This is a genomic window from Bifidobacterium vespertilionis (genome assembly GCF_008698145.1).
Taxonomy (GTDB): Bacteria; Actinomycetota; Actinomycetes; order Actinomycetales; family Bifidobacteriaceae; genus Bifidobacterium; species Bifidobacterium vespertilionis.
Genome location: NZ_RZNZ01000007.1, coordinates 1 through 22,917 on the forward strand (window position 1 = coordinate 1; position 22,917 = coordinate 22,917).

General features: G+C 57.4%; 19 protein-coding genes and 2 pseudogenes. 11 read left to right on the top strand and 10 right to left on the bottom strand.

Going from position 1 to position 22,917, the window contains the following annotated elements; all coding sequences use genetic code 11:
• Positions 1-939: 939 nt before the first annotated feature.
• Positions 940-1,227 carry a nucleotidyltransferase family protein gene (locus tag EMO90_RS05960; protein WP_150354827.1) on the top strand — a complete coding sequence of 96 codons (288 nt, stop codon included), beginning with the start codon at positions 940-942 and terminating at the stop codon, positions 1,225-1,227.
• Positions 1,214-1,615 (top strand): HI0074 family nucleotidyltransferase substrate-binding subunit, encoded by a 402-nt coding sequence (locus EMO90_RS05965; RefSeq protein WP_150354826.1) that lies wholly within the window; start codon positions 1,214-1,216, stop codon positions 1,613-1,615. The genes EMO90_RS05960 and EMO90_RS05965 overlap by 14 nt, the downstream gene beginning before the upstream one ends.
• A 1,098-nt stretch (positions 1,616-2,713) precedes the next feature.
• Here the strand turns inward: EMO90_RS05965 and cas2 are convergent.
• The 7 genes and pseudogenes from cas2 to EMO90_RS06000 form a co-directional block, all read right to left on the bottom strand.
• On the bottom strand, positions 2,714-3,010 hold the full coding sequence (gene cas2, locus EMO90_RS05970) for a CRISPR-associated endonuclease Cas2 (RefSeq protein WP_150354825.1): 297 nt from the start codon (positions 3,008-3,010) through the stop codon (positions 2,714-2,716).
• 28 nt (positions 3,011-3,038) lie between these two features.
• Positions 3,039-3,941, bottom strand: a complete 903-nt coding sequence (gene cas1 / locus EMO90_RS05975) for a CRISPR-associated endonuclease Cas1 (protein ID WP_150354824.1) — start codon at positions 3,939-3,941, stop codon at positions 3,039-3,041.
• Entirely contained in the window at positions 3,934-5,019 is a 1,086-nt protein-coding gene (locus EMO90_RS05980; protein WP_150354823.1) for a CRISPR-associated protein Csb3, read from the bottom strand. The genes cas1 and EMO90_RS05980 overlap by 8 nt, the downstream gene beginning before the upstream one ends.
• A 5-nt stretch (positions 5,020-5,024) precedes the next feature.
• A complete protein-coding gene (cas3g, locus tag EMO90_RS05985; RefSeq protein WP_190972090.1) occupies positions 5,025-8,162 on the bottom strand; it encodes a type I-G CRISPR-associated helicase/endonuclease Cas3g in 3,138 nt (1,045 codons plus the stop codon).
• Between the two features lie 14 nt (positions 8,163-8,176).
• Entirely contained in the window at positions 8,177-9,895 is a 1,719-nt protein-coding gene (csb2, locus tag EMO90_RS05990; protein WP_150354821.1) for a type I-G CRISPR-associated protein Csb2, read from the bottom strand.
• A gap of 10 nt (positions 9,896-9,905) precedes the next feature.
• Entirely contained in the window at positions 9,906-11,111 is a 1,206-nt protein-coding gene (gene cas7g, locus EMO90_RS05995) for a type I-G CRISPR-associated RAMP protein Csb1/Cas7g (RefSeq protein WP_150354820.1), read from the bottom strand.
• A 502-nt stretch (positions 11,112-11,613) separates the two neighbouring features.
• Positions 11,614-11,871: pseudogene (locus EMO90_RS06000) on the bottom strand (glucose-1-phosphate thymidylyltransferase); the annotation flags it as partial.
• Positions 11,872-11,932: 61 nt separating this feature from the next.
• On the opposite strand from EMO90_RS06000, the gene EMO90_RS12395 reads away from it, so the two are divergent.
• The 3 genes from EMO90_RS12395 (at position 11,933) to EMO90_RS06015 (ending at position 14,671) form a co-directional block, all read left to right on the top strand.
• On the top strand, positions 11,933-12,619 hold the full coding sequence (locus tag EMO90_RS12395) for a hypothetical protein (protein ID WP_223849836.1): 687 nt from the start codon (positions 11,933-11,935) through the stop codon (positions 12,617-12,619).
• Positions 12,570-13,769, top strand: a complete 1,200-nt coding sequence (locus tag EMO90_RS06010; RefSeq protein ID WP_150354819.1) for a helix-turn-helix domain-containing protein — start codon at positions 12,570-12,572, stop codon at positions 13,767-13,769. The genes EMO90_RS12395 and EMO90_RS06010 overlap by 50 nt, the downstream gene beginning before the upstream one ends.
• 377 nt (positions 13,770-14,146) lie before the next feature.
• Entirely contained in the window at positions 14,147-14,671 is a 525-nt protein-coding gene (locus EMO90_RS06015; RefSeq protein ID WP_190972089.1) for a transposase, read from the top strand.
• Here EMO90_RS06015 and EMO90_RS12135 read toward each other — a convergent pair.
• From EMO90_RS12135 to EMO90_RS06025, 3 genes are all read right to left on the bottom strand, one after another.
• Positions 14,649-14,789 (bottom strand): hypothetical protein, encoded by a 141-nt coding sequence (locus EMO90_RS12135; RefSeq protein ID WP_190972088.1) that lies wholly within the window; start codon positions 14,787-14,789, stop codon positions 14,649-14,651. The two genes, EMO90_RS06015 and EMO90_RS12135, sit on opposite strands and share 23 nt — an antisense overlap.
• A 202-nt stretch (positions 14,790-14,991) precedes the next feature.
• A complete protein-coding gene (locus tag EMO90_RS06020; protein ID WP_150354817.1) occupies positions 14,992-15,615 on the bottom strand; it encodes a hypothetical protein in 624 nt (207 codons plus the stop codon).
• A gap of 896 nt (positions 15,616-16,511) precedes the next feature.
• Positions 16,512-16,793, bottom strand: coding sequence for an addiction module antidote protein (locus tag EMO90_RS06025; protein WP_150354816.1), 282 nt, complete (start codon positions 16,791-16,793; stop codon positions 16,512-16,514).
• A gap of 469 nt (positions 16,794-17,262) precedes the next feature.
• Here EMO90_RS06025 and rfbB point away from each other — a divergent pair, with 469 nt between their 5' ends.
• The 6 genes and pseudogenes from rfbB to EMO90_RS06055 all read left to right on the top strand — a co-directional run bounded on the left by rfbB (position 17,263) and on the right by EMO90_RS06055 (position 22,786).
• On the top strand, positions 17,263-18,294 hold the full coding sequence (gene rfbB, locus EMO90_RS06030) for a dTDP-glucose 4,6-dehydratase (RefSeq protein ID WP_150354815.1): 1,032 nt from the start codon (positions 17,263-17,265) through the stop codon (positions 18,292-18,294).
• A 101-nt stretch (positions 18,295-18,395) separates the two neighbouring features.
• Positions 18,396-18,923 carry a hypothetical protein gene (locus EMO90_RS06035; RefSeq protein WP_150394991.1) on the top strand — a complete coding sequence of 176 codons (528 nt, stop codon included), beginning with the start codon at positions 18,396-18,398 and terminating at the stop codon, positions 18,921-18,923.
• A 542-nt stretch (positions 18,924-19,465) separates the two neighbouring features.
• A pseudogene (locus EMO90_RS06040) lies at positions 19,466-20,664 on the top strand (IS110 family transposase).
• A gap of 198 nt (positions 20,665-20,862) precedes the next feature.
• On the top strand, positions 20,863-21,135 hold the full coding sequence (locus EMO90_RS06045) for a hypothetical protein (RefSeq protein ID WP_150354813.1): 273 nt from the start codon (positions 20,863-20,865) through the stop codon (positions 21,133-21,135).
• Positions 21,132-21,404, top strand: coding sequence for a ribbon-helix-helix protein, CopG family (locus tag EMO90_RS06050; RefSeq protein ID WP_150354812.1), 273 nt, complete (start codon positions 21,132-21,134; stop codon positions 21,402-21,404). Before EMO90_RS06045 ends, EMO90_RS06050 begins: the two co-directional genes overlap by 4 nt.
• Positions 21,405-21,799: 395 nt before the next feature.
• Positions 21,800-22,786, top strand: coding sequence for an ISL3 family transposase (locus EMO90_RS06055; protein ID WP_263390670.1), 987 nt, complete (start codon positions 21,800-21,802; stop codon positions 22,784-22,786).
• The last annotated feature ends 131 nt before the right edge of the window (positions 22,787-22,917 follow it).

The following is a 22,917-nucleotide window of genomic DNA, read 5'->3' on the forward strand; positions in this document are numbered from 1 at the left end:
ACATCTCGCCGCGCGTGGCGTATTCCACGTCCTCGAACACCCATCTGGCCGCGCTCTTCGTGTCCGTCTCCATCTGATCCTCCCGTCGGTCGGTCAGGTGTTGCAACGATCACTAGAGCCCGCCCTTCCGGAGGTCGTTTCCGGGGGGGTATTTTAGATAAAAAAGCAAAATTTGTCCCCCGGAAGCGATGCGAGACTCGACCCACTGCCGCTGCAACGCGGCGGCGTACGGCACCGCAACCTGATGGAATTCCTCGCCAATGACGGGGACATCGAATTCGAATGACACGAAGCGATCCGCACTCACCTTGACCGGGGATGATGATGGCGTTGCCGAGCGTCACTTATAGCACCGATGGCCCATCACTATTGCATCAGTGTTATAAGTGATGCGACAGTGATGCTACACTGACGGATCACCGATGATCGCCACCGCGCCGCGCACCAGTCCGAACGATCGAAGATCAGGCTTAGGCAGAAAGGCATGCCTACCATCCATGGGTCAGACACGGCGGAAATGCTCGAAACAGCCGGGGCAACACACTAGCAACGTTGTTTCCCCATGTTCTACGCGCCCCACGGGCTTTCGACCGGCCCAAACGACGGTCGGCCGGCATGTAATTCCGATTTGTGTGGTCGATTTCCCCGAGTGGGGCGGATAGCAGCGGATCACAGCACCGCCATTCCGCCGGTTTTCCGCGGATGCCATCCGGACGCTATACGGGGGAACCGGAAAAACGCATGCACAAATCGGAATTACCCGATGTAGTCTGGGCGGCAGAGCGGCGACAGAGCGTCGCGAGCCGTAGTTGACTCCCACGAAGCGCGAGACACTACGTTATTGTCACCCAGAGCGCCCAGGGCACCCACGGACTTCACGTATCATGAGCATCAAAGACGCACGAAGACAGTCGGTTCTATGCAGATCGGAGGCAGTCGATGATTCCCATCGAGGACGTGTACGCGCAGATCCGCGAGTTCGCCGCCGAGTCCGGCGCGCGCAGAGTCGTGCTCTTCGGCTCCAGGGCCAAAGGCACGAACCGACCCAAAAGCGACATCGACCTCGCCGTGGCCGGATGCCCCGATTTCGACTCGCTTGAGTACCGACTGCAGAACGACCTCTGGTCGCTGCTCAAGGTGGACGTGATCAACCTCGACGGCCCCATCTCAGAATCCCTGAGAACGGAGATAGCCCATACCGGGAAGGTGCTCTATGAAAAAGTATGAGAACTACGCTTCCGCACTGCGCTCACTGCGGCAGGCCCCTTCACAGGATCTGAGCAACGAGTTCATCCAGAGCGGCATCATCGACAAGTTCGAGCTCCAGTTCGAACTCGGGTGGAAGCTGTTCAAGGCATTGCTGGCATATGAGGGCGATCCGGTCTCCGCATCGGGATCGCCGCGCGATGTCCTCAAAACGGCATACCAGTACTACGACTTCATGAACGAATCGCTCTGGCTGCGCATGCTGCGCGATCGCAACGATTCGGCGCACATCTATGACGAGTCCCGCGCCAAGCAGCTCGTGCGCACGGTCATCGACGAGTACATCCCCGAATTCGAGCGAGTGGACCAAGGGCTCGTCGCGCGCTACGGTGTGCTGCTCGGCCAGTAGCGCCCCGTGCAGGCAGCCCCGATTTTTTATTCGCCCGTCCCTCCCGTTCTCAATGAAGCTCCCCAGCGTTAGCCAAGGAGACATGGTCTCGTCGATGATGATGATGATGAGTCTCGCAGGCTCCCCTCAATGAAGCTCCTCAGCATTAGCCAAGGAGACGAGCTCGTGCTGCCGGAATCCATGACGAGGGATTGCCCTCAATGAAGCTCCCCAGCGTTAACCAAGGAGACGAGACAAATGCAATCCTGAAAGGAGAAGACAACATGCCCTCAATGAAGCTCCTCAGCGTTAACCAAGGAGACTCCGCGGGGATCTGGCCGATCGCGCTCTTCTGCACCCCTCAATGAAGCTCCCCGGCGTTAACCGAGGAGACGGGGATTACTGGAGGTTTGATGGTGAGATTTGACGACCCTCAATGAAGCTCCTCAGCGTTAACCAAGGAGACGAGGACGCAGCGGCGTTGGGTGGGGAGAGGCCGGGGGCCCTCAATGAAGCTCCCCAGCATTAGCCAAGGAGACGTCGCCGTCGATGTAATGCTGCTTGTCCGGATCATGCCCTCAATGAAGCTCCTCAGCGTTAGCCAAGGAGACAGGTTGCCGACGTTGAGGTTGAGCGGGATGTCCGGCCCTCAATGAAGCTCCCCAGCGTTAACCAAGGAGACGAACAGCAACTTCGAGGGTTTCGTGTACAGGTGCGACCCTCAATGAAGCTCCCCAGCGTTAGCCGAGGAGACGAGTCGAACAACCCGTTGGATGGTTTCGGCAGGGACCCTCAATGAAGCTCCCCAGCGTTAACCAAGGAGACCGCCATACCTTCACACCATAGCACAGGGGAACAAAATACCTTCCATGCGAGCGCTACAGCAAGCAGCGAACATAACAAGCTCCGGCTGCAATGCTTTGCAGCCAAAAACCTTGGAATTCCGCCAGCGAGCGCTCACAGGCAATAATATCTCGATATAGCTCTCGCATTGCGGATCGCACTCCAACCAAAGCACTCTTCAATTATCAAGCTGCCATCACGTCTTGGTGAATTAGCTTTCTTGCCAGTCAGCGAATACGTGGAAAGGCACAAGACAGGATAAACGTACGTTCGCGCTCATATAATCTGTGGCACTGTCACATCACGATATCCGCGTCTTCCCATGAACGTCATGGCGCTCTCAGATCCTTCGCACGTATCCAAGTCGCAGATCAGCACCGAATCCTGAGAACTATCAATCTCATCTTCAAGCGCCGCTTTGACCTTCAGCAAAGCCGACTTGCGCACTTCCAACAGGAACACGCTGTATTGCAAACGCATTCCGTGACTTTGCAGGGTTTTTACGACATGCGATCGACGTACGTCGTCGCTGATGTCGTACGCGATCAGATAGCGACGTTGTCCAATGACCATTGCGTATCCTCTCTTTGTGAGATCTCCCCTATCGAACACGAATGCCGCGGTACTCGCATTGCGTTCCATCTAAATACCCCAGCACCATCCGTGCCTGAATCTCCACGATCCTGCGCCACGAAGCCTTGTAGCGGAAAATCGGATGCGTGATTTTGGTCTGCATTCGACGCTCATAGGCGGCAATCAAAGACTTTCTGGTGCGGTCCTTCATACGAACCGAACCGAGCACGGCAGTAAATCCTTCCGGAGACACCTCACCGTTGTTGATCACGGTCTGCACCACCGAATCGGCAATCGGTGCACGAAACTCCTCCATGAGATCCAACGCCAAAGCCGGCTTGTTCCGGCCACTACTATGCAGAAAGCCGGCATGGGGATCAAGACCGCATGAAATCAGTGCGCGAATGCAATCCGACAGCAGTAAGGCATAGGCATAATCAAGCAGACTGTTCATCGCATCGAGCGCCGGGCGGCGAGTCCTGCCGTTCCAAGGCCAGTCATCGCGACGATTTTCCTTGATCACTTCCACGACTCGATGATGCGAAGTGAAGAAGATCTCGGTACCGGCTACACGGAATCCCATATCCTCAAGACATGCCGACTGCAGCGCGAGCTGGATACGCATGGCGTCGGTAACAGTCATGGCTTGTTTGACCGGAGTGGCCTTGTATTCACGGATAATCACGCCATTCTCGATCATTCGCGCCGCGTCAAGACGCCCGCTTACGCCCCACCGCTCATGCCGGATATCCACCGACTGGAATTCATCCTTATCATGCGCACCGACGACACGGTCCACCTTGCGATGATCGTAATCGCCTTGTGCGATCTGGTCGGAATCCACCCGCTCGCCGACAGCTTCCAACCATGCCCGGCGCGGGCAGAATATCGTATGAGTCACCAAACTCAACGGAATCGGATCGTCATGCATCGCCAAATCCTTTCCCACCGAGCAATATCGGTTCGCCTCGTTGCAGCCATAGTTCCGGCACCTTCACCGCCGTCGCATGCCGGGCGAACAACATGCAGCACCGCACTCCCCGCTCATGCAGCCACCGTTCGCCTCTACGAATCTCGATCGACGTCAGCATCTCCTCCGATTTCCGCCCAGTATCACTCCGCAATTTTCCGGGCACAGAGGCAATTGCACCATGACACCCAACCACTGTCAGCGCCCGACTGCGCACCACGGAAGCATACCGACGAACGGTCCATGGTTCGTCCCATATCGGCAACGCCGTATACACAGCCCGAGCAACGGTGAAGAACGACGCGGTATTGCCTCGAGCCGTCGAAACCGATCGCATCACGGGAAATGCGGACACTCCGAACAGCGCGCACCACGCCTGAGCATTGTCCGTGGGAAACGGACGGTGCAGGCCCGTCGGCGTACGACTGTCCGGCTCATTCTTGCCGGCCTCATCATTTACCGTTTCACCACGCAGACCGGATTCCACCGCTTCGACAGATCGCTCGGCCACGGCTTTGGCCAACGGCAACAGGCGACCGGATATGAATTCCTGCCCCTTGTTTCGTGTAACCATTTCCCAGAGGGAAGCGCCGCGGTCGGGATCGTACTGGTTCGAAGCAACGTCTCCGGACCAATATGACGGCTCGCCCAGAGATCCAATGTACCGATGGTCCAACGGCGTCAGCAATGCGTCAATGGCCTGTTCGCGGTCATGATGCAGTAGCGTCCATCCCTCTCGCGGTTTTGGCATACCCAGTCGCGGGCTCAGCGTCGCTCGGACGGAGGAACCGGAACGGTCATACGCCCCCTTGGCATTCAGCCACTTGGACGCCAGCCAACGTGCAGCATGGTCATGCACAATCGCGGCGCAATCCCCCCATGTCAGATCGTCGCTAGTACATAACACCGCATGGTCGCGGTCCCGCCATCGCAACTCGCAGATGCGTTGCGGATCCGCATCCTCCACAATGGATGCAAGCCCCACGAGCAGCATATGCGCAAATGCGTCATCATATCGGCCTTTGATTACCAGTTCCATGGCGCTCACCTGCCTTCTTTGGAAACCGTGCAATCCGCCGCACGCAGCACCGCCTCCAGATAAGCGACACCCCAGAACCCGTAGCGGCGGTTCGTGCGATCAATGATCGTCTCCCATCTTCCGCGGTCGAAGAGTTCGACGGCAGCAGCGTGTATTGCCGGCATATCAATGCGAGGATCACCGGATTGCAATTCCGTTTGCGGAATCAACGTGTCCGCATTGGCCGCGAACGTCGATCTGCCATGACCGTGCGATGTACCGACCAGACGGGTCACCAATTCCGCATCATGCATCTGCAACCTGGTTCGCTCAGACCAGCATTCCGCGGCGGAGCGCTGTTCATGACGCCATCCACGGAGTCCAAGGGCGATGCGATTGGCGTGTTCATATGCGGGGAATCGGAATGTGCTTTTCGCCAGATACGTCGTGTCGTCATAAACTTCGTTCCGAGGCTTCTGCAGCCGATAATGCAACAACTCCTGGAATCTCGTATCCTTCTTGCCGTCGTCATGGTGCCGGGCAGCTATGGCCAGATCGATACACAAATCGCTCGGAACAGCAAGCAGGGAAGAAAACATCTCAGCACGATTCCGGACTGCACACTGATGGCCGTCCGACGTTTCGAGCAGAACCCTGTGCCCCGCTCGTCGCCCGAACTGCAATTCCTGTCTGACGGTCGCGGATTCCCCGACCGACGAAACGCGTCGGACGATCAGCCACATCGGTTCATCATCAACCGCATCGGTCGGAAGTACCATATCGATGGTCGTCTCCCCCGACTCGTAAGCGTCAACGAGAGTGGGATTGATCCCCGCGATGGCCTGCCTCAGCACATCGTATGCCAGCGCATGATCGGCCTGTCCATCGTCGCCTTCCGCAATGACGCCATCCGACGCATCAGACTGCTGAGCGATCGCGGACTGCAATGTCAGCATGGCACTGCGCAGAACGGAACGGCCATCCGTCTTTCCCGATTCCGTCACAATCACTACGCCATCGGACTGACAACGGTTGTAAATATCACCTTGCGCGCCGATTCGTGCGGTATCGGTGGTCTGTGCAAATGATTCACGGCGTGTGAGATCGATCATGGGAATGTTCGTGTCGAATAGCGGGGCGCTGTCATCGACAACGAGCGTATCGCCGGGTTGGACTTGTCTGCTCAGTGTACCGTTGTTGCCGATCACGGCAGCGTTTGGATCCGAGCCGTTCCACACCGTCACCTGCTGCGCTTCGTCATCCATTCCCGGTCGGACGATGAAGATGCGGCGCCGCACCGTATCCGGAGCCATCATCGTTTTGCCGATCTCATCGATTTGCGCCCATGAACGAATCGGGAATGATTCATCCGCCACCGGCGACGCGCCATTGATCACTTGAATGGCAACCGCATCATCGGCCGGCAGCGTACGGACCACCAGGCCTATGCCAGGATCGTCATCCACATTCAAATCATCCCTAAGCCACAGTGTGATATCGAATGGACGCTGCCGTGGCAACGCAAGGTCCGCGGCCAGAGGTTCATCGGTATGAGACAGGTTCTCCACATCCCATGACTCAAGACGCTGCAACGCCATACGCTGCAACGTTGCCGGCTTCGGAGGCCGTATGCAGGCATTCCATGCGGAAAGACCCGTGTCCTGCGGCAATTCGGCGAGCCAGCGCAGGGCATATTCCAAATCCTCCGCCTCATACGGACCGGATTTCCGTATCGATTTGGCCACATTTTCGTGTCGGAAAACAGTAATGGGGCCGGATGCACGCAATCCCCGACGATTGATGCGCCCAGCACGCTGGATCAATGCTACCGGTGGCGCAAGTTCGGTAATGAGTGATGCGAAGTCCGCGTCGATGCCGACTTCCAAGGTCTGCGTGGCGATGACAAGCCGCAGGCCTGACCGTTCGCAAGCATCAGGATCGCCCTTCATTGCCAGATACCGGTCGGACCGCAGTAATTCATTCTTGTCGTACCGCCGCATCGGACCGATAAACATGTCGATCTGGCGACGCGGATCCGCGGCACCGAGCACCTTGGCCTGTTTCAACTCCCTGTCCACGGCCCGGCGCACGTCGGCAGCCATGGCGGGAGTGTTGACGATGCATGCCACGACGCCTTGCGCATCCTCCGCCGCCTTCACTGCATCGATGCAAGCGGATGCCATTGCGCTTGCCAATTCCTTGTCCTCGGCAATTCTCAGGGTCACCGGTTTCGGAGCCTTGAGCCTGCGGCTCAGATCGGTATCCACTTCGAGGTCCTGTTCCCGGACATCAATCACCTTGGTTTCATCGCCTTGCTCGTTCTGCGCATCGTAGCGGGACGGCGTAGCGGTCATTTCCACAACCTGAAGCGGTGCAATCGCATCGGAAAGAGGACGCTCCTCCCCGAGCGATTCAATCCGCCGCACGGACCTCGCCGTTTCGACCAGCTGACGACTCAGATGTGCTTCGTCGGCAGCCAGTACCGTATCGTAGGCCAGCAGTCCCGCCTCTATCGGCGCCGCCAAAGGCGTGACGCCATAGCCATGGAACAGCAGACGGCTGCCGAACATATCCGGCGTGGCGCAGATGATCTGGCATTCGGTGGGATGATACCGCCATTCACGTGTTGTGGCGTCCACCGGTTCGCCGCCGCGCAGCCGTGTGACGCGGCACCGTAGCGCGTCCTCTTCGCATCGCGATTCGATGCCCGAGCGCACATCCAAACCACGGCAGATATCATGCAAGGACGATGGCGCTTCCACGCCGTTGAGCCGTGCTGCGAGTTCGGCTGCACCCTCGTACTGGTCGTCGACCAAGGCACGACGGTTCACCGTTAGGACCAGTCGCCGTGGAACATGCTCCACTTGCATGGCGGCGAGCGCATCAGCCAACGCGACATCGTCGACGTCGCCGGCACTGGTCAAACGCTTCAATCCTGCCATGGCATTGGCGAAGACATGCACATCAATGACCATCGTCTTGCCTGAACCAGTGGGTGCCGCTAAGCGCTGCGGCCATGCACCGGTAATGCATACCGCCCTTGCCAGCTGCAATTGCCATTGATACGGCGTACGCCCTCCATGCATATCACCGACGAATCGTATGAACTTCGGGCCTATGATCTGTTCCCATGCCTCATCACGAGCAGTGCCGTCGTTTCCCATCCTTCTGCCACCGTTCATCGCGCCCACCCCGGCTTCCCCATGTTGTCAAGCAAACGAGTCGGTATATCGACAGGTAACAGCAATCCGCCACCCAGATGCCGGCTCTGTCCGATCGCCGCAATCGTCGTATCCGTCTGCCATGAAGGATCGAAGCCGATCAAGGCTGAAATTCCCATGAGCGTGACTCCCGGCTGCACCTTGTGCACATACCGTTCCATTTGCGGACGACCTGTCGATTGCGCCTCAACGACGCGCAATCCCGACGCAACGACACGGTCCACGAGTGACCAGTACCGCGCCTCGCGGCTGCTTGGCGTCACGGGCGAAACGTCCGTGGTGTTCCGAGACGCGTCGGCCTTTTCGTTGATACTGTCGCGCCATGCATGGCCAACAGACAGTTCCACGTGCTCCCGTGCGCCCCAACGGCGACGGGCATCGGTCGGATCAGGAATCGGTCGCGTTTCCCGGACACAGAACGGGTACGGACTCCACAGTCGTGTGCATCCGCGTTCCACCGGTTTCCAGAATCTCCGCAAATCGATATCCTCCCTAGTGTCTCCAAGCACAAGTCTCTGTGCAGCGTCGCGGTGATACAGACGCGTCCCCCGCACTGCATGGCAAATCCGTTCGATTGCATCCGCGTCCTCGGGAGCGATGTCATGCGGCAGCATGATGAGGAATGCGGGAAGCTCCCCGCGAAGACCGTCGGCAATGGGCATATCCGGCGTAAGAATCTGGATTGCTACGTTGTTTGCGGGGCGCAAGGTGCTTGGAATACCCTCATAGCGGCCCGTCAGCACCGGCGACGCGCCATATCCCCACTGCCGTACCAGCAGCCGATGCATGGCGACGCACCAAGCAACCAACTCGGAATCCTTCGGTGCCCAGTTACGAGCGTACGGCCTTTCAGTATCATCCACGCATGCCGGGATGAGAATGCCATGCGTCCATGGGCAGATGGCGCTCCCGTGCATCGCAGCCGCCGTCGGATGCCCGAGAGCATATCCAACATTGCGTACGCAGTTCGTCAGATCGTTCGATAGGACGTTCTTCTCATCCTCACTGCCTTTTGCCGCGGAACCCTTCTTCGGATACGCCTTGGCGTAGCCATTCCTAAGTTCTTGAAGATGTCCGGGTGCGGGTACGGCAAACTCTTCCATATTCGCCATACCGGCAAAGGAAAAATCGTCGGCCTCCATCAGTAACGAGTTCGCCAACGGATATGCGGCATCATCGAATGCATAGGCATGTAGCCTCACCGGCGAGCATGCTTCACCCAGATATGGCACCTCCCAGCACAACGCGGACAAGACTTCCCGCAGTTCCGAATTGGGGGCATGCCGCCATTGCCAAATCAGTGTGCCGGATTCGGTATCGCTATAGGCCACGCAACTCAGATCGGCCGCGGCGATTTTCTTCGAGATGCCGTTCTTACTGTCCCATACACCTTGATCGCGGTATCTGAGTGGCGTAACCGCATTGGGCGTGCTTTCGGGCAGTCGAATCGCATCCGGAGCATGCTGTTCAAGCCATTGGAATGCCGATTCCAAACGATCCGCGGATACGACGGATCCGCTTCCGTCCAAGATCGCCCCGAAACCAAATGGTCCATAGGCAGCCGAGACCAAAGCCTTGTAGAGGCGTTCCGGCGAGGGATATCGTTCCAGCTGCCCCACGGAGTTTGATCCTCGATAGGTGGCAAACAAAAAACGTGCGGATATCGCAAATGGCATCGCATACCGCCTACTCGTCGGATTCTTCGGCGGTACCTGCCTTGGTCACCAGCGGATTGCCGGTAACACGCAGTACCTGACCATGCCAGTCCACGCCGGCCACGTCATGTGCTTGTTGGTACGCCTGTTCAAGCAGCTCATCGGCATGGACCAAGTCAAGCATCTCCAGATCTTCTTGGGCGCCGAATCGGCGATCCAGGACCGTCTTCGGAGCGGCCTCCTCGCGCAGCATGCAATTTGCGCGGAGATTAAGCTCAGCGTTGCTCCCCGCCATGGCGTTGAGAATGACAGCGGCCAGCAGCACACGAATCGCGGCATCGCCGTCCGGCCCCTTGCCGAATCGCAATGCGCGCAATGTGGAGAAGCTGAGCACGTGCGTACGGATGATCGAGCTAACCGCGATGCCGTCCAAGTCTGCGGCATTGCCGGTTTGCGGAGGAATAGCGCCAAGACCCAGCTTGGATCCTTTGCCGCTTTTCTCAAAATCCGCCCGGGTTTTCTCACTGACCTCCGAGGCCACGATGCCTCCGATGACTTTGGCGTCAGCCTTGTCAAACTTGATGCTCGCATCGACGGGATCCACACGAGCACCGGCACGATGCACGGGCTCGGGATCCCGCTGATTGGCAAGCACTCCGATGATCTCACCGTTGAACGGAGACGCAATGCGCAGCTGGTTCTTACGCCGCGTGGAATCCCAGCCACCGAACGCCACCGTGATGGGAGACAGATCAAACAAGGCACTCATATCCTCCGCCGTGGCGTTACGAGCATTGATGTACGCCGGCAATTCGGAAGTCGACCGCCCATCGATCGAACCGACGCGGATATGAGCATCGAATGCGCGATGCGGTAGCTGAGAATCAAAATACGACCGTTGGATCGTGTTTCCGCGGCCATTCTCCATCTCGTAGGTCACCTCGATGCGTGGCATACGCGAGAGAATGGGATGACCGTCCTTGATGGCCTTGACAATGTGGTCCTCCAGTCGATTGGCTTGCGACGGCCGCGAATCAATGAGCACCACGCGCCGGAGTTCCCCGTTGATGTATCGATCCTCGTAGACATATGAAGCAGCATTGCCATCGGCGTACTTGGCCGGTGCCACGATCCCCTCTCCGCCGGCAGCCGGTACCAAGACCGTTCGCTCCGACAATGTACTTGGCCCGCCAAGTCTGCTAGCGGAATTCAAATCGTTGATGTTCAGGATAGTCATGGCTACGTTCCTTTCGGCCTATACCAGTTGTGGAACAACTTTGTTCGACACAGCTATCTTACATTAAGACTACATGATAGGGAAATCGACGGGCCTGTCGACCGTGTTCGCAGTTTTCGTGGGTTAGTTGATGGGCTACGACAGCGATCATCGGCGGTTTGTCAATGTAGCATCACTATCGCACCGCTTAACAGGCCGGGTTCAATTTGTAATCCGTCTCGCCGTGACGGAGACCTCCCGCCAGAGCCTCGCCCAGCGAGAGACTCCCGCCACGGACAGACACGGACCTCCCACCAAGGACGCCTCACCGAGAGAACACCGCCGACACCCGAACCGCATGCCCCGCCGACAGCATGCCAGCAAGCAACAACCGCGCCACCACGACAACCTCTCGCCACACCATCCAGCGGCGAGAACGCTACCCGACGGCCTGAACACCGGCCGTTCCTGCGGGACAGCACCAGGATCAGCCGATCACCTCACGATATACCACGAGAAACGATCAGTACTCACCCCGGCTGGGAATGATGACGACACGCCCCTCGGCCACATCCTTCAGATGTCTGCCATACGGGGACTTGCCATAACGGTCCGCGGACTCCAGAAGCTCTCCCTTCGTGATCCACCCGTTCTCATACGCGATCTCCTCGACCACCGCGATCGGCAGACCCTGCGCACGCTGCACCGTACGCACGAACTCACCCGCCTCATACAACGAATCCATCGTACCCGTATCCAACCACGCATAACCACGACCACGTTGTGGTATGCTAACGGCAAGAAATTTTCCGGTTTTCTACAACTACATGAGGAGATTTACAATGTCAGTACAGCCTGATTTTGCTGATAATCCAAGGATTCTTACCGCAGATTCCGCCTCTATGGAGTTCTTCCGTATTTTCGGTTTCTCTGCCGATAAACTAAAAGAGGCCGCAATTCGTGCGCTACGATCGGCACGCGAAACGGATGATATGCACTCTCAGCTGAGTGCCGCAGGCTCCAGTTTTTACCATAGTCTGGTGTCAGAGGTGCGTGCCGAGATCGACATCCTCGATGATTGGAGTGCGAATCGTTCAGATGACAACAAGACTTCGCCTCGCGCGCACCGAGCTGACGGTCTTGCATTAGCATTCGCCCAAGGCACGGCTGCGACAGGCCGTAGCACCGGATCACCTCAACTGCGGAAGAAACCGGGAACGGTAACTCTGCTCGAACTGCAGCGCAGCACCTCTCAAGATCCTCAACAGATGGAGTTCGAGCGTTTCTCCGAAGCAGTAGAAGAGCGTCCGCAGACATTATGGCTGTTGTTGTTTCACCGCAGCACGGACAATGAAAGCGTGGGTTTGGAGGTGTCATTGCCTCTTGGAGTAAGCGATGACGGTAAAATCTTAGGCTGGGATAAGCGAATCGTATTTGGCGAAATCGGTGCAAACGATCAGATTATGGAGGTTCGGGACGATGAGCGCAACACGAGCGACGACGTTGCCGTCACCATTTCCGCGCGCTGACGATCACCGCCAATCATTGGATCCGGAGCGCATTCGCTGCGCCCGTGAAACCGCGGGTTTGAGCAAGATTCAGCTGGCGGAGCTCTTGGGAGTGACGTCACGCACCATCACCAACTACGAGGAGGATGGAGCCCCTGCTTTCCAAGTGAACGCCTTGGCCAGAGCATTGAACGTCATGCCCTTGTTTTTCACTGTGCTGCCGAATTCACCAGCGATCGAGGATCTGTCGGAGGGACAGGTATGGTTCCGTTCATTGCGCAGATCCACTGTTCGCCAACGCAAGTCCGCCGTCGGCCACGGCCGCAACGCACTACTCTTCTTCCGCTGGATCGAAGGACATTTCCATCTGCCCACATGTGATTTGCCCGTAGGAGACGAGACCGTATGGAAGCCGGAAGAAGCTGCGTCGGCTCTCCGCGGCGACTGGGCCTATGGCGAGAACCCACTTCCCGACATGATGGGGCTTGCTGAAGCCCATGGCGTCCGTCTGTTCAGCCTGCCGTCGGTCGGCAAAGAGGTGGATGCCTTCAGCTTCGTGTTCGCCGATAATGCCTATATTGCGGTCGATACGGCAAAGACGCCGGAACGCCAACGATTCGATATCGCTCACGAAATCGGGCATCTCATGCTGCACGCAGGCTTACTGTCCGAGGATGTTGCGGGAAGGAACATCGAATCCGAAGCGCATGAATTCGCCGCGCATTTGCTCATGCCGACACGTCGAGTACTTGCCGTCATACCCTCTCATGCCACCATCTCCCAGATCATCTCGGGCAAGAGATACTTCAAGGTATCAGCCATGGCCATGGCGAGACGGGCACATGAACTGGGCAGGCTCTCCGACTGGGAGTACCGACGTGTCTGCTCCGAGCTTACATCACGTGGATACCGTACCGAAGAACCCGATGGCATCCCCTCTGAACTCTCCAAGGTGTTCTCATTCATCGTTCAGACCAACCAAGTGAAGGGTGTGTCAACCACTACGATCAGCGAGGAGACCGGACTGTCATCCAAGGAACTTCACGACCTGTCCTTCGGATCAATGCTATATGCGTCCGGCAAAGGCGTTACCACTTGCAGGCTCGGGGCAACGTCGTCACGGCCAAAACTGACATTGCATATCAATAGCAACTATCACGGACTTCAATGAATAGGAGCCTTCGCCAGTTTGTGTGGTGGGGTGTTGGGCCTCGGCGTCTTTGCCGGGGCTTTTTCCGTGTGGGATTCGGGAGGGGCGTTCTCCTGTATGGTTTGTTTCCGCCAAGAAAGTAGAACCGGAACAAGGGAACGCCTGTGCCAACCATATCAGCCGGCGCGCTAAGCGCATGCTGCACCTGCCCTCCAACATCGTGGTCTGGATGCACCAAGGTCATGGGGAGAGGGTGTTCGACCTGTTCTTCCAGCAGCTGACGCCGGCCCAGCGCGCCTCCATCCGGGTGATCACCGGCGACAGGGCCCGGTGGATCGACGAGTGCGCGTTCCGCTGGTGCCCCATGGCCGAACGCATCCCCAGGCGGGTTCCACATCGTGTCCTGGGCGACCGACGCGCTCGACAAGGTCCGCACCGCCGCATGGCGCGAGGCCAGAAAGGCCAGCACGGCCCGGAAAGGCGCCAAGGACCCGATCAAAGGCGCCAGACGGGCGCTGCTGAAGAACGGGGGCGACCTGACCGCCGGCCAGAGGGCCCAGCTGGAGTGCGTGGCGAACACCAACGAGACCCTCTGGGAGGCGTACAAGCTCAAGGAGCGTCTCAGGATGATCCTCAGGCAGACAGCGGACGAGGCCGCGCCCCTGCTGCGCCAATGGGCCGCGGACGCGTTCCTGTCCGGCATCCCGGGATTCGTCCCACTCGGAGAGAAGATCGCCAGACGCCACTTCGGCATCCTCGGAACCATCCGCAGCGGACTGTCCAACGCCAGGCTCGAGGCCGTGAACAACAAGATCAAGACCACCATCAAGATCGGCTACGGCTACCGCGACTTCGACAACCTCATCGCCCTCGTCATGCTCAAATGCGGAGGACTCGACCTCACACTCCCCGGACGCCAATAACCAGCAGGCCAGACCAGTGACCCACACCCACACAAACACCCGAAAAGCCAAAAATATGAGCAATACCAGTAAAGAAGTACCGGTCGACTTGAGTCTTTTCTAAATCTTTGCTATTCATGTATGAGAGTGTAAATCTCGATACCAGCCTCAGCATCATCACAAGAATTTGCCACAATCATAACAAGTTGATTATTTGACAATTCTCAAATGCTGAAATATAAATTTACATTCTCTACCTAATAATAGCTGTCGATAGTATTTCGAAAATCTTGATCACACAGATTGAGAGCAAACCTCATAAATAATCGTCACTATTACTTCTAATTATTAACAGTAAAGTATGAAATAATTTTTTTAAAAAAAGGATCTTTTTTTCTATAAGATTCCCTCAATTCTTTTGCTGCATGCATAAGTCCTTCTACACCAAATGCGAAATCTTTTATATTGTCATTATATTTTTTGCTATTAATTTGAGAAACAGTTATATTTAATACCGCTTCCTTTATTATGCGTGCATATGATTCAAGATATGGGAAATTTAATACAAGCAAATAATATTTCTCTTCCATATATCTATTTTTTGTTCTCATATCAAAAATATTATTAGGGTAATTAGTTTCTAAATTTTCAACCCTTTTTACTATCTCCTCAATTCCCAATTGATTAATCAATTTACCCAAATCATTAAATTCTCTTGCTATATCTTTTCTCACCTTTTCTTTTTCATATATATTCATCAAATCCAAACAAGCAGATAGAAAATCAATGATACTTTTTACCAACAATTCATTTAAAGAATAAAAGTACTCATGATACATCTTTTTCAATGCATATCTATTTTGCACAATACCCATTACAACAGATACCATTGCACCAATTATTACACCAAGTAGTGTACTTACGCCCGACCACCACCATGGCTCAGTAGCAGCAATAGCGAACATATCATCTCCATTTCATTCCATCAATGCCATATATGCTTAAGAGAGTAAGAGATTCTATTATTGATTAGATAGTCAACGACATAAGTGGTACCAAATATAATCAATGCAAGATTCCACCGAATTGTTAAATGCCCATTCAAAAGTGATACAATTTATGAGGATTCGTCACTTATGAAGCATCATATACACCTACTTCTTTATAAGGATTGTCACTCAAAGATAACATCTGCCATAGTGAACTGACACATAGCGTCCAGAAATATCTGAACAATATTCAACCAATGCAAATTCCTTTCAAGAATAAAAGATCCAATCAATTCTATACGCGACTTTCCACTCAAGCGATTATACTACAATATACCGGTTTTTCTGGTTTTGGCCGAATGGCGGCCGGCCGGCATGTAATTCCGATTTGTGCGGTCGAATTCCCAAGGTAGGGCGGATAGCAGCACCGCCATTCCGCCGGTTTTCCGCGGATGCTATCCGGGCAATCCGGAAAAACGACCGCACAAATCGGAATTACCCGATGTAGTTTGGACGGCGGGACACCGCAGGACGTAGTTGAAGCCCGCAAAGCGCTGGATACTACGTTGCTGTCACCCGGAATGCGGACATGGCGGTCCCGCCGAGCATGCTGCCGCGCTGCGCCCGGACGAGAAGACCCGGATCTAGACCCCGGACGACCACTTCAATGCCCCGTTCTGCGCTTACGCATAAACGTCAAGGAACGACAGAACGGCAAGAAGCCAAAACACAAAATGAGCAAAGCCATCAGGATAGAGGATCATTCCCTGCCCGGGCAGCTTCGCTGGACAAAGCTTCGCCGATCGCAGCTCCGCCGATCACCATGCAAGCACAAAGAGCACGAAGCGTCCACGCCGCCCAACATTTCGATCTCAGGCGGCTTGGATGCTGATCCGCCCGCCGAGAGCGTGGATGACCTTGAGGATGGTTTGGAAACTGGGATTGCCATCGCGGCTGAGGCTCTTATAGAGGCTTTCGCGGCCGACGCCGACCTCCTTGGCGATTTGCCCCATGCCCCGCGCCTTGGCGACATCGCCTATGGCAGCCTGCAAAAGAGCCGGGTCACCCGTTTCCGCAGCGGCGTCGAGATACTCGATGATGTCTTGTTCAGTTTTGAAGTATTCACTGGCATCCCAGTTCTTGATAGTCACCATTGGTGTTCCTCCTTGAGCTGTCTGAAAAGTTGTTGGGCGTATGCAATGGCAGCAATCCTCACGCCCAATAATGTATCCCATAGAATACATGTATGTCAAGTTTTGCCACATACCATCGCCAGCACCCCATATGCGCTAAGCTCCATTACTCAACAGCTCCTTCATCATCCTCGCACACCCCTCGCGGGGAGCGACATGAACAACAGGAACATGACGATTCTTTAGGAGTTCCTCGGTACTGCCGGCGATGAAATCGAGAGCGAAGCCGGTTTGGCGAGCTTCCGGAATGCAGACATGGAGAGCAGACACGGAGCGCGGGCAGCACGGTGTCGTCAACGTCCAACAAGTCGGTCGCGAGTATTCTCGCAAGGGCAGTGGAGACCACCCCAATGGATGCCTACTTGTATTCACCGTTTGCATCCCGAAGACCCCAGATGCGGTAGGGGTTCCCCTGTAGACTTAGGGGGGTATGACCGAAGATTCTCAAGAGGTGTTTACTCCTCATAACATCATTGTGACCGGCGGTTGCGGGTTCATCGGCTCCAACTTCGTGCACTACGTGTACAACAACCACCCCGACGTGCACATCACCGTCCTGGACGCGCTCACGTACGCGGGCAACCTAGAGAACATCCGCGCGATTCTGGGTGATCGTGTGGAGTTTGTGCACGGGAACATCTGCGACGCGGAGCTGCTCGACAAACTGGTGCCGGGGCATGACGCGATCGTGCACTACGCGGCCGAATCCCACAACGACAATTCGATCGCGAACCCCGAGCCGTTCCTCAAGACCAACGTGGAGGGCACGTTCCGCCTTCTGGAGGCGTGCCGCAAGTACGATGTGCGCTACCACCACATCAGCACCGACGAGGTGTACGGCGACCTCGCCCTCGACGACCCGCACAAGTTCACCGAGCAGACCCCATACCACCCGTCGAGCCCGTATTCGAGCACGAAGGCGAGTTCGGATCTGCTGGTGCGTGCATGGCACCGCACGTTCGGGATCCGCGCGACGATCTCGAACTGCAGCAACAACTACGGGCCCTACCAGCATGTGGAGAAGTTCATCCCCCGCCAGATCACGAACATTCTGGACGGCCTCAGGCCGAAGCTGTACGGGCAGGGCCTGAACGTGCGCGACTGGATCCACACGGACGACCACTCCAGCGCCGTATGGGACATCCTGACCAAGGGCCGTATCGGCGAGACATATCTGATCGGCGCGGACGGGGAGAGGAACAACATCACCGTGCTGCGCATGATCCTGAGGATGATGGGCCAGAGCGAGGACGCGTTCGACTGGGTCAAGGACCGTCCCGGCCACGACCGCCGGTACGCGATCGACGCGACCAAACTCAGGACCGAGCTGGGCTGGCGGCCGAAGCACACGAACTTCGAGTCCGGCCTCGAGCAGACCATCAAGTGGTACACCGACAACCGGGCCTGGTGGGAGCCCGCCAAGGCCGCCACCGAAGCCAAATACAAGCAGCAGGGACAGTGAGCGGACTGCTGCAGATTAGATCGGATATGAAAACGGCCACCCCACATGTGGGTGGCCCTGAAAGCAAGTACCAGTGTAGCGTGAAGCCTTCGGAGAATCAAATGACAGGTGAGCAGCTGTCGGCTTTCTTGAGCGAACCCAGATTCAGCGTGTATAGAAACTACGTGACCGAACGCTATCAGAAGCTGGAACAGTCCGACGTGGAACGATATGCCACCGAGTTGTATAGGTGGAATGTCAGCGCTTCCGCCATGGTCATGGCTCATATTTCTTATGTGGAAGTATTTGTCAGGAATTCCATCGACCGGGTAATTCGCAAGTGGTTGGCGGCGCAGAACGTCAGCGGGTTCTCCGATTGGGTCGGTGCGCGGCCTGTAGACCCAATCGGGAGAATCCGCAGTCTGGTGAACACTGCTGATCGGGATTATCTGGAGGCCGCGCGCATCAATGCGTTGAACAGACAGAAGCAATGGCGCTCGGAACAGCGGCACCCTCGGCACGGAGATCGAGCCAATCGTGATGATGTATTCGCGCAATTGACTTTCGGCACCTGGGACGGAATGCTGAGTCGTTCCATGAACGATACGGAGCTTATGGAAGTGCTCATGGGGGGCGTTTCCTGTTATTGATTCTGCTTGGGCGGTGGAGCTGAGGAGAATGCCGAATGCCCAACTCCCGGGTTCTGAAGGGGACAACGAGCAGGAGAGACTCTGTCGCGAATTGACGGACCGACTGCGGAGCATCCGCAATATCCGGAACAGGGCCGGTCACGAAGACAACCTTCTTCGAGTTGATTTTCCCCAGCTTCGTCACAACATGTTTTTCGTACTGGGGGCTATCAGCCGCGAAGGCATCAGATTGGCGTTCCCGGATGGGGCGCAGGATCTCAGAACGATGAATGCCGAACGTTACCTGACGACTTTGGTTCAACGCGATAAGGCATCTCGACAAGCTTTGCAATAGTAGATTGAAGGAAATTGTCGGTGTACGAGCTTTGTTGGAGGTCGCCGGGTCGCTCCCCGCGAGGAGAGCGTGGATTGAAATGGCTCCGACGCCATCCGCGCTGTCAACGTGCTCTGTCGTTCCCCGTGAGAGAAGTATGGATTGGAATCGGTCAGCGACTCGCTGAACTTGCGGCGGCCGAGGACGCCTTCATGACGGGAGAACGACAATGGCTCCGGACGACATCGACGTGTGGGTCGGCCTGGACGTGGGCAAGAGCGCGCACCACGCGCACGCCCTCGACCATGACGGCCGCACCCTGTACGACAAGCCGCTCAAACAGGACGAGCAGGCCATCCGCGCGATACCGGGAAGCTCTCCGGGCGCGGACGCGTGCTCCTGGTCGTCGACCAGTCCAACACCATCGGATCCCTGCCCCTGGCCGTGGCCCGGAGCATGGCGGTGCCGGTCGCCTACCCGCCCGGCACCGCCATGCGCAGGACCGCGCAGCTCCTGCCCGGCGTCGCAAAGACCGACCGCAGGGACGCGTACGTGATCGCATGGGCCGCGCTCAAACTCCCCGAGAGCCTGCGGGACGCGGGACCCGACGACGAGACCCTCGCCGCCCTGAGGATCCTCGCGGGCCACGACGAGGACCTCGCCCACGAATCCACCCGCCACATCAACCGCCTGCGGAGCCTGCTCCTGCAGACCCACCCCGCGTTCGAACGCGTCCTGAAGGGCGAACGCGCCACCCGGGACGCGACCCTCGCCCTGCTCGAGCACTACGGCGGACCCGCGGGCATGCGCGGGGCCGGCATCGAACAGGTCAGGCAATGGGCCAAGGACGAGGGACTGCGGGCGGGACGCATCATCGACGACATGTTCAGGGCCATCGGCGAACAGACCGTCACCGTGCCCGGAACGGCCATGGCCGAGGCCATCATCCCCTCGATCGCCCGCGACATCAGGACCATCAAGGACCGGCGGCGCGGCCTCGCCGCCCAGGTCGAGGAGCTCCTCGACGATCACCCTCTTCTCACGGTCCTGACGTCGATGCCCGGGATAGGCGCCGGGGCCGCGAGCAACATCCTCCTGGCCATCGGCGGGGACGTCACCCGCTTCAGATCGGCCGCGCACCTGGCCGCATGCGCCGGCATCGCGCCCGTCACCAGCCAGTCCGGCACCAGCATCAGGGGCGAACGCCCCGCCCGGGGCGGCAACAAGCGCCTGAAGAACGCGCTGTGGCAATCCGCGTTCGTCGCCTCGACCAAGCACCCGCCATCCATCGCCTATTACAGGCGCAAACGGGAACAGGGCAAGCACCACAACGCCGCCATCATCTGCCTGGCCCGGCGCCGCTGCGACGTGATCTACAGCATGCTCAGGAACGGAACCCTCTACCAGGAGCAGGCCCTCGTCGCCTGAGCCACCGGCACAGGTGACGGCGACGAACTACACCGACGGCCGCCCGGCCGGGGCGAAGCATGCCCATTACAGCCGGGCGGAATCCAAAACCACCCCCCAAACAAAAGTTGACAAAAATATAGGAACACCCCCACATGGACAAGACAATTCTGCTGTAATACAATTTTGTATTGCAAAACTTATGGAGGTTCACCACCAATGGAAAACGTCATCGTTCATCCACGAGTGCACGAACGCCATCCGGACATCAGCGAGGAGGACGTTCTGACGGCATGGCACAACGCGCTGCTGTCAGCCCCTCGAGACGACGGAACTGGATCTTGGGTGTCCATCGGCATGGACGGCAACGGCCGGCTGCTCGAAATGGTCTCCGTGCACAATAGCGTCGGACAATGGCTGATCTATCACGCGATGACACCACCAACAAAAAAGACCATGAAGGAACTCGGAGCTACAAGGAGGAAATCATGAACCGCAAGGAAATCAACAAGCTGTTCGGCGTGACCGACGAGCAGCTCGACCACATGGCCGCCGAGTACGAATCCGGAAACTGGGAGGGCGGCGTAGGCCCCGTGGTCCCCGGACGCCCGCGCATTTACGACGAGGAGCTGGAAACCATCTCGTTCCGCCTTCCCAAGTCTCGCGTGAACGCCATCGACGCCAGAGCCAAGCGCAACGGCGAGACCCGCAGCCAATTTCTGCGCCAAGCCGTCGACGACGCGCTGCTCGGCAATGCGTAATTTAAGGCGCTATTGCTGTTTTCGTGGGTGGTGGTTCGTGGTTGAGGCGTTGAGGCAGTAAGAGAAGAGCGCTTTTTGGGTAGGATGTTCATCGACCAAGAAAAACACACAACCAAAAAGCGCCTGATGAACAGCATATTCAAACAGCTCCTCAACGTCAAAGGCATGGTCGTCGAGTCCGCAAGGATCGTCGACGGGCCCATGCGCCCCGAGCCCGTGCTCGAGGTGCGGGTGCGCCCTCGCGCGGGCATGCTCCGATGCTCCCGCTGCGGCGGACGCCGGCGCGGCTACGACCGTGGCGGCGGCGTGCGCCGTTGGCGCCACCAGAACTTCGGCTGCTGGCGGGTCGAACTGGTCTCCATGATGCCCAGGGTGACTGCCCCGGATGCGGCGTCGTGGTCGCCGCCGTGCCGTGGGCGGAGCCGGGAAGCCGGTTCACCCGGGACTTCGAGGCGGAGTGCGCGTGGCTGATGACCGTCGCCAACCAGAAGACCGTGAGCGGTTTCCTGCACGTGGCGTGGAGGACCGCCGGCCAGATCGCCCGCAGGGTCGCCGGCCGGCTGAAGGCCGCGGCGCCCTCGCCGTTCGACGGGCTGCACGCCATCGGCGTGGACGAGACCAGCTACAGGAAGGGCCACACGTATCTGACCGTCGTCGTCGACCACGAGCGGCATCGGGTGATATGGGCGCACGACGGGTACGGCAGGGACGTGTTCGACCTGTTCTTCCAACAGCTCACCGACGAGCAGAAAGCGTCCATCAAGGTGGTGACCGGCGACGGGGCGAAGTGGATCGACTCGTGCGTGCATGAATGGTGCCCGAACGCCGAGCGCGTGCTCGACGGCTTCCACATCGTCTCCTGGATGACCGACGCGCTCGACAAGGTCAGGAAACGCCTCTGGAACCAGGCGAGACGCAACGGCGACGACGAGGCGACCAAGCGCATGCGCGGCGTCAAATACGCGGTCCTGAAGAACCCCGACCATCTCACCGACCGGCAGGACGAATCCCTCACCACATTGGGGAACACGGACCCCAAGGGACAGCTCTACCGCGCCTGGCAGCTCAAGGAACTGTTGAGGAACCTGCTCAGGCACCCCATCGGACAGGCCACGGCGGAGCTCAGGCATTGGGTGTTCTGGGCGTCCCACAGCCGCATCCCCGAGATCGTCGAACTCTCACGCAAGATCAGACGACGCCGGCCCGACATCCTGCGCACGATCAAACTCGGATACTCCAACGCCAGACTCGAGGCGTTCAACAACAGGATCAAGGTCACTATCCGCATGGCCTACGGCTTCCGCCACGTGGACAACCTCATCGCCCTGATCATGATCCGATGCGGCGGCCTCGACATCCGACTACCAAAGCCCACCAACTAACCCACGAAAACAACAGAAGCCTCACATTTCTTCAGCCATACCCCCATAGTCTACAAGGGGGCTCCCACCGCGCACGCTCAAAACCATAACGGGGCGATGAACACCGGGAAAGCACTGCATAGCTGACCCAA